The organism is Daejeonella sp. (assembly GCF_049655485.1).
Lineage (GTDB): Bacteria > Bacteroidota > Bacteroidia > Sphingobacteriales > Sphingobacteriaceae > Daejeonella.
The window spans coordinates 1-8187 of sequence record NZ_JBASJU010000194.1; the positions used below are offsets into that span (position 1 = coordinate 1).

At 40.8% G+C, this 8187-nt stretch carries 8 protein-coding genes; 6 read left to right on the forward strand and 2 right to left on the reverse strand.

Features of this window, described 5'->3' with window-relative positions; genetic code table 11:
- The first annotated feature begins 671 nt into the window (after positions 1-671).
- The 6 genes from WBJ10_RS08380 (at position 672) to WBJ10_RS08405 (ending at position 6692) form a co-directional block, all read left to right on the forward strand.
- Entirely contained in the window at positions 672-1595 is a 924-nt protein-coding gene (locus tag WBJ10_RS08380; protein WP_424289224.1) for an outer membrane protein assembly factor BamD, read from the forward strand.
- The gene (locus WBJ10_RS08385) at positions 1588-1911 is read left to right on the forward strand and encodes a DNA-directed RNA polymerase subunit omega (RefSeq protein WP_424289226.1); all 324 of its coding nucleotides are present in this window, start codon (positions 1588-1590) and stop codon (positions 1909-1911) included. The genes WBJ10_RS08380 and WBJ10_RS08385 overlap by 8 nt, the downstream gene beginning before the upstream one ends.
- Positions 1912-1979: 68 nt before the next feature.
- Positions 1980-3179, forward strand: a complete 1200-nt coding sequence (coaBC, locus tag WBJ10_RS08390) for a bifunctional phosphopantothenoylcysteine decarboxylase/phosphopantothenate--cysteine ligase CoaBC (protein ID WP_424289228.1) — start codon at positions 1980-1982, stop codon at positions 3177-3179.
- Complete coding sequence (locus WBJ10_RS08395) at positions 3176-4075, forward strand: DUF4835 family protein (RefSeq protein ID WP_424289230.1); 900 nt, start codon at positions 3176-3178, stop codon at positions 4073-4075. Before coaBC ends, WBJ10_RS08395 begins: the two co-directional genes overlap by 4 nt.
- Before the next feature lie 69 nt (positions 4076-4144).
- Positions 4145-5803 (forward strand): DNA repair protein RecN, encoded by a 1659-nt coding sequence (gene recN / locus WBJ10_RS08400; RefSeq protein ID WP_424289232.1) that lies wholly within the window; start codon positions 4145-4147, stop codon positions 5801-5803.
- Between the two features lie 64 nt (positions 5804-5867).
- Complete coding sequence (locus tag WBJ10_RS08405) at positions 5868-6692, forward strand: enoyl-ACP reductase FabI (protein WP_424289234.1); 825 nt, start codon at positions 5868-5870, stop codon at positions 6690-6692.
- Between the two features lie 322 nt (positions 6693-7014).
- Here the strand turns inward: WBJ10_RS08405 and WBJ10_RS08410 are convergent, their stop codons facing one another.
- Positions 7015-7404, reverse strand: a complete 390-nt coding sequence (locus tag WBJ10_RS08410) for a hypothetical protein (RefSeq protein WP_424289236.1) — start codon at positions 7402-7404, stop codon at positions 7015-7017.
- Between the two features lie 99 nt (positions 7405-7503).
- Positions 7504-8187: AAA family ATPase (locus WBJ10_RS08415; RefSeq protein ID WP_424289238.1), on the reverse strand; the 684-nt coding region annotated here is incomplete at its 5' end.

Consider the following 8187-nt stretch of genomic DNA (forward strand, 5'->3'; position numbering starts at 1 on the left):
TTAATTTAAGAGTTTATGCTAAGTGGCTGGAAAAGAAGAAGAAAAAATGAAAGGTATAAGCAAACAAACCATCTGGGTGTAATGCAGGGCTGTTAACGGTGGATGCTGGAGAGAGAGACGGCTAAGACTTAACCGAATTCAGGCCAGAGAGATCTCCAATCTCCATATATATAATTGTCCGTCGTCCGACCGAAGGACAAACCTCCGCCGGTTTTACCAAAAAGCAAAAGTCCTGAGTAAACTAAACGGGGGCGGCAGCAGTAGCTTTTGCGAGATAAACGTAATTCTGGAAAATGACCCGTCTTTGCAAAACTACTGCAGAGCACCCGACTACCGGAGCCAAAGGGCCACAAGCCCTGCTTTACAAATAAATAAAATGAATATAATCCAAATTCTTCATCCCCCGGGCAGAACACACTTCCATATAATCCAGACACAACGCTGTCTGCTCCGACCGTCATTCCTCCGAATTCTGACCTCCGACTTCTGACTCCGAAGCTCCTACTTCATACCCCCTACTCCTGCCACCCACCAATGTTAAAGTATGTTAAACAATGATCCATATATATACAAAGAGATATTTTCGCGTATATATTAATATCCATCCGCGTATATATTAATGAGTATCAATTAATAATTGAAATTTTACCGATTTACCTTATCTTTGCAGAATGTTTAAAAACAAGCTTAACATTTCCCTAAGCATACTACTTGTTGTTATTCTTGCATTTGCAGGTTGCAAGAGCAAATACGAAAAGCTCCGTGCGAGCAATGATACCGCCAAAAAATACAGGGAAGCGATAAAGTTCTATGAAAAAAAGAACTATAGTAAAGCATTACCCCTGTTCGAGGATCTGATTACCAAATATCGCGGAACGGCAGAAGCAGAAGATCTTTCTTACTATTACGCATATACACATTATAAACTAAGGGATTATACCACTGCACGGTATCATTTCAAATCATTCGCCGACACCTATGCTTCGAGTCCAAGGGCTGAAGAAACCCGGTTTATGGCTGCCTATTGCTTTTACCTGGAGTCGCCTATCTATTCCTTAGATCAGGAAAATACGCTTAAGGCGATGGATGCATTGCAATTATTTATTAACCTGCATCCTAAAAGCGAACGTGTTCCTGAAGCAAGTAAGCTGATTGCCAATTTGAGAGCAAAGCTTGAGCAGAAGTCGTATGAGAATGCTAAATTGTTCCTTGATATTGGGGATTATAAAGCAGCAGTCATTGCATTCCGTAATTCGGAGCGCGATTTCCCCGACACTAAGTATGCTGAAGAGATGCAATTCCTTACTGTAAAGGCACAGGCATTATACGCGGGAGCCAGTTTGGAAATAAAACAAGAGGAACGTTATACTGAAGCGATAAGGCTTGCAGATGAATTTGCAGTTAATCATCCTACGAGTGTGCATCTGAAAGAACTTGAGCAGATTAAGAAAAACAGTGCAAAATCAATAGTTGACGTTAAAAAGTTAATTGCTGAACAAACTGCTCTTATGGAAGCGCAAACTGCTAAAAACAAAGAAGCGCAAATTGAAGAGGACAAAAAACAAGAAGAAACTAAAAACAAGATAAATGAGTAATATTAAGCCAGCTATCCCAAACAGTACGGTAACACGTGATGTTCGCGAATTAGATAAAACAACTGACAATATATACGAGTCAATAGTTATCATTAGCAAACGTGCGAACCAGATCGCAAACAATCTTAAAGAAGAGCTGCACGGCAAACTAGCTGAATTTGCTTCCTCTAATGACAACCTGGAAGAAGTATTTGAAAATCGTGAGCAAATTGAAATTTCAAAACATTATGAGCGTATGCCTAAGCCTTCGCTGATTGCTGTTGACGAGTTTTTAAACGATAAGATTTATTACAGAAATCCTTCTAAAGAGCAATAAGATTGCAAAAAGCATAGAGCATTCGTGCTATGCCTCCTGCATGAGTTCATTTTATAAGAAACATGCCTATGCTTACTAATAAGAATATTTTACTTGGCGTTTGTGGCAGTATTGCGAGCTACAAATCTGCAAGCTTAACCAGGCTACTGGTTAAAGCTGGTGCAAACGTCAAGATTATCATGACCAGCGAGGCTACGAATTTCATTACCCCGCTGACTCTTTCTACTCTTTCAAAGAACCCTGTATTGGTAAACTACTTCGATCCCGAATCCGGGGTGTGGAATAACCATGTTGATCTGGGACTTTGGGCAGACCTGATGATTGTTGCGCCGGCCAGTGCTAATACGCTTGCGAAGCTTGCTAACGGACTTTGCGATAACCTGCTTTCCGCTGCATACCTCTCAGCAAAATGTCCCGTATTCTTTGCTCCTGCCATGGACCTGGATATGTGGAAACATCCTGCTACACAAAAAAACATCGATACACTTGTTTCTTATGGGAACATCCTGATCAAACCCGCTTATGGTGAACTTGCAAGCGGCCTTATCGGCGAAGGACGAATGGCAGAGCCTGAAGAAATCCTCGAGTTTCTCTCTGGAAAATTAAAAAAAAAACTTCCACTGAAGGGTAAAAATGCCCTGGTTACCGCCGGACCAACCTACGAGGCTATCGATCCTGTTCGTTTTATAGGAAATCATTCTTCCGGGAAAATGGGTTTCGCCATAGCTGAAGAGCTGTCAGAATTAGGTGCCAGCGTGACGCTGATAAGCGGCCCAACTTCCTTAAAGTTGTCTGACAATAGCATTAACCGCATTGATATAAATTCTGCAGAAGAAATGCTTCATGCTGCTGTTTCTTATTTTCCCAATACAGATATTGCTATTTTAAGTGCTGCTGTTGCTGATTATCGTCCTGCTGAGGTTTCGGATATAAAAATTAAAAAGTCAGAATCAGAACTAAACCTGCAGCTCGTTAAAACTGAGGATATTCTTGCGACTCTGGGCAAAGCGAAAACACAGGATCAGATTCTTGTCGGTTTTGCCTTGGAAACTAATAATGAAGTCGAAAACGCGACAACTAAGCTTCAGAAAAAGAACCTTGATTTTATAGTACTTAACTCATTAAGAGATGAGGGCGCAGGGTTTAAGAATGATGAGAATAAGATCACAATTATCGACAAGCAACTTTCGCTGGAGTCGTTTACTTTAAAATCGAAGAGGGACGTTGCCAGGGACATCTGCAAAAAAGTGTTAGATTTAATATCATGAAGTACATTCTGCTTTTTTCCTTTTTGGTAGTCTCCACAGCTGTGTATTCTCAGGACCTTAATGCACGTGTACAAATTCTGGCTCCTCAGATCCCAAATTCAAACAAACGGATACTTGATGTGCTTGAAGTGAGCATCAAGGATTTCCTGAATGGTAAAAGATGGAGTACGGATGCTCTACAAGCCCAGGAAAGAATCGATTGCAACTTCGTGATTACTATAACTGAATGGGATGGTTCGACCAGTAACTTCAGAGCAGAAGCTCAGATACAATCCAGCAGGCCAATATATAATAGCAGTTATAATAGTACTGTTTTAAATCTAAACGATAAAAATTTTGGTTTCTCTTATTCTGAAGGGCAGGCGCTGGACTTTTCTGACCAGAATTACCTGTCCAACCTAACCTCGCTCCTGGCCTTTTACGCATATATTATCACAGGAATGGACTACGATACATTTTCCAAACTGGGCGGTACACCTTATTTCCAGAAAGCGCTTACGGTATTGAATAACGCCCAAAACTCTCCAAATACGGGCTGGAAAGCACATGAAGATCTGACTAATCGCTTTTGGCTGATTGAAAACCTTACGAATAAACAATATAACCCTATTCGCGAGAGCATGTATGAGTATCACCGGGACGGGCTAGATGTGATGGCTGAAAATCCATCTAAAGGAAGAAAGGCTATATATGGCGTTCTTCCCCAGCTTCAAAAAATAGACAGACAGAAACAAGGTGCCGTTTTAAACCAGGTGTTTTTCACTGCAAAATCCGCAGAACTGATAAGCCTTTTAAGTGATGCCGAGCCACAGGAAAAACTAAAAGCATTTACCATACTTTCGGTGATTGATCCGGCAAATAGCCTGAAATATGAAATCTTGCGGCGCACACGCTAAATCGTTTACACGAAACATTCTCCTTTTATTCCTATTTACTTAATTTAGCCCAAACCATTTTCTCACTTCATGCTCAAACGACTGGCGATTAGTAATTATGCCTTAATTGATAATCTGGATATTTCATTTTCAAATGAATTAAACATCCTTACAGGGGAGACAGGCGCAGGAAAATCTATTATACTTGGTGCCTTATCCTTAATTCTGGGACAGCGTGCAGAGGGTAAATATTTCTTTAACCAGCAGAAAAAATGTGTTATAGAAGGTACATTTCTTGTGAATGGTTTTCATCTGAACGAGTTCTTTGAGGAAAATGACCTTGATTACGAACTGGAAACGGTATTAAGAAGGGAAATATCTTCCGACGGAAAATCCAGGGCTTTTATTAACGACACGCCTGTTAATCTCACCACCCTTAAGAAACTAGGTGAGAAACTGATTGATATTCATTCTCAGCATGCTACCCTTGAAATTAATGATGAGGATTTTCAACTTCTTGTGATTGATACCATTGCCGATAACGGTGTATTGCGTGAAAGTTATAAATCTACATTTAAAGAATACCGCCAGGCCCAGGCTAAATTAAAGGAACTTGTTGCACAGAGTGAGCAATCAAAGTCGGACCTTGATTATTTTCAGTTCCAATTCAATGAGCTTGAAAAGGCGAGCCTGTCGGAAGATGAACAAACTCAATTAGAACAGGATCAGGATGTCCTTACCCATGCCGAAGAAATCAAAAGGAGCTTACTAACGGCAGTAGGTCTGTTAAGTGAAAGTGAAACAGCCGCAATCACACAACTTAAAGAAGCGGCGGTGAATCTGGGAAGTGCGGAAAGATATAATCCGGAAGTAAAAGAATTAAATGAGCGGTTAAACAGCAGTTTAATTGAAATAAAAGACATCCTATCCGAAATAGAACGCATCGAACAGCACAGTACTGTCGACGAGGTGAGGCTTGAAGAAATAAATCAGCGTTTGGATTTACTGTATTCTTTACAGAAAAAACATCGCGTAAGCTCCAACCTCGAATTGATCCAATTGAGGGATCAGCTATCGGATAAACTCAATAGTATCCTATTTGCGGATGAGGATATCGAAAAACTAAAACTGGAAGTGGAGAGTATTCATGCTAAGCTAATAGATCTGGCGGAACAATTAAATCAGTCGCGACTAGCCAGCATACCGCATGTCGAGAAAGCTATAAAAACTACATTAAATGAGGTAGGAATGCCCAATGCCGTTCTTCAAATTTCAAACGACCAGCTGGAAAATGGCAAATTCGACCTAAACGGGACTGACCAGATAAAATTCCTGTTCACCGCAAATAAAGGCCAGGTTCCATTACCAATGAACAAAGTTGCTTCCGGCGGAGAACTTTCGCGATTAATGTTGAGTATTAAGTCGCTTATTGCGGTTCACACTTCCCTGCCTACCATTATTTTTGATGAGATAGACACCGGGATATCTGGTGAAGTTGCTTTAAAAGTAGGTAAAATCATGGAAAAGCTTTCCAATAACATGCAAGTGATTGCAATCACCCATCTTCCTCAGATTGCTGCAAGAGGAAATGCCCACTATACAGTGTATAAGGATGAGCAAACGGATATCACGCATACTAATATTAAGCAAATAGGACAGGAAGAGCGCGTGATGGAGCTGGCAAAAATGCTGAGTGGTAATAATCCGGGTGAATCCGCAATCCTGAATGCCCGGGAACTGCTTAATTAATTGAGATTAGTATTAGAGATAAATAATAACTTTACCCCTAACAGAACAAACAAAATAAAATCATATGTATAACTTACTGAAAGGCAAAACAGGTATCATTTCGGGAGCATTGGACAAGAACTCCATTGCCTGGAAAGTAGCAGAAAAAGCGCATGCAGAGGGCGCGAGATTTGTATTGACGAACGCTCCTATCGCTATGCGCATGGGCGAGATCAATGCACTGGCAGAAGCTACCGGATCGCAGATCATACCGGCGGATGCTACAAGTGTAGAGGAGCTCACCAATCTGTTCACCCAGTCGCAGGAGATTCTTGGCGGCAAAGTAGATTTCGTTCTTCATTCTATCGGGATGAGTGTAAACATCCGCAAGAAAATTCCATACACGGAACTTAATTACGAGTATTTTAACAAAGGGATCGACGTTTCGGCTTTGTCATTACATAAAATGTTAAGCGTGGCTAAAAAGCTTGACGCGATAAATGAATGGGGAAGTGTAGTGGCGCTTACGTACATGGCCGCTCAACGTACTTATCCTTTCTATACAGATATGGCAGATATCAAAGCTATGCTTGAATCAATAGCCCGCAGTTTTGGATATCATTACGGTTTGGAGAAAAAAGTACGTATCAATACGGTATCACAATCTCCAACTAAAACAACTGCTGGAACAGGCATTAAAGGTTTCGGCGACTTCTATGATTACGCTAATGCGATAGCGCCGCTAGGAAATGCTGATGCAGAATCATGTGCGGATTATTGTATTACCCTTTTCTCTGATCTGACCAGAATGGTTACCATGCAGAATCTTTTCCATGATGGAGGATATTCTTCGACTGGGGTGAGTGATGATGTAATGCATAGGCTTGGAGTTGAGAATAGTGAAAGCTAGAAGGAGGTGAAAAGTGAAAACTGAAGACTGAAAACTGAAGGAGCCGTACCAATCGTTCTTCGAAACAGGCGGGGGTATAAACTAGATTCAATTTTCAATTTTAGTTTTCAACTCTTATCTATATAATCACAAAAGCCCGTTCAAACGTTAGAATGGGCTTTCGTGTGCAATAAGTTTTGACGTTTGCTTTTACGTATCGCTTCAGTTTCCAGTTTCTCTCAACCTTATTAATTACAAAGGCCCATTCTAAAATCTAGAATGGGCCTTTCTGCGAAGACGGATGGGCGTATCGCTTCAGTTTTCAGCTTTAAGTTTTCCACTCTTAAACGGAGTCAATAAGCACAATCTTCACCTTTACAGTCCCCGGAGGTGTAACCGTCCCCAAGCCATCCGAGCTCTGAATTTCCAGAACGATTTGCCCTGTACGCGTGATATAACTGTAAGAAACGCCGTTGTATACCTGCGGCACCTGTTCATAGGTTCCGTTTTCGAATGAGATGTAAACCAACACACCGCCGCGGTCATTAAAATAATTATCTATCTCAGGCATGTCAATAGCTGCGGTATAGTTGCGCCCGCCGTTGCTTTGAACCCAGTTGCCGGAGTTTAAAGTGGTGACTATAGTCCGGTTAGGTACCACCATTTCCTTTTTACATCCGGCGACGAATACGATAACAAAGGAAAGGCAAATAAAAATAAGGGATCGTTTCATAATGGTATAGGTTTTAAGAAATGCGCCTATAATTCTTAGACATAAAAAAACGGGTAATAGTTGCCCCATTACCCGCTGTAATTCAAATGTTACTTCAGATTACTCTTCTTTTCCCTCTTTCTTCTCTTCCTTCTTGCGTTTAGGAGTTTTGGTCTTGCCGATGATCCGGATTTCTTCCTTCTCTTTATCGTAATCTACCTCCATCGTATCACCTTCTACAAGTTCTCCTTTAAGAATCTCTTCCGCAATCGGATCTTCGAGATGCTTTTGAATTGCTCTTTTCAAAGGACGCGCTCCAAAATTGGAATCGTAACCTTTTTCTGCTATGAACTCTTTTGCAGCATCAGTAAGCTTAATTTCGTATCCAAGCCCCTGGATTCTTTCGAACAGAGCTTTTAACTCGATATCGATAATCTTAAAGATGTGCTCTTTATTAAGAGAGTTAAATACAACTACATCGTCAACACGGTTAAGGAATTCCGGAGCAAATGCACGTTTCAAAGCATTTTCAATTACTCCTCTAGAGAAGGTATCAGCTTGAGATGATTTTGCAACAGTGCTGAATCCTACACCCTGACCGAAATCTTTCAACTGGCGTGCACCAATATTGGAAGTCATGATAATGATCGTATTCCGGAAATCTACTTTACGTCCAAGGCTGTCAGTAAGTTGTCCCTCATCCAATACCTGTAAAAGAATATTAAATACATCAGGGTGAGCTTTTTCAATTTCATCCAATAACACAACTGCATATGGCTTTCTTCTAACCTTTTCGGTTAATTG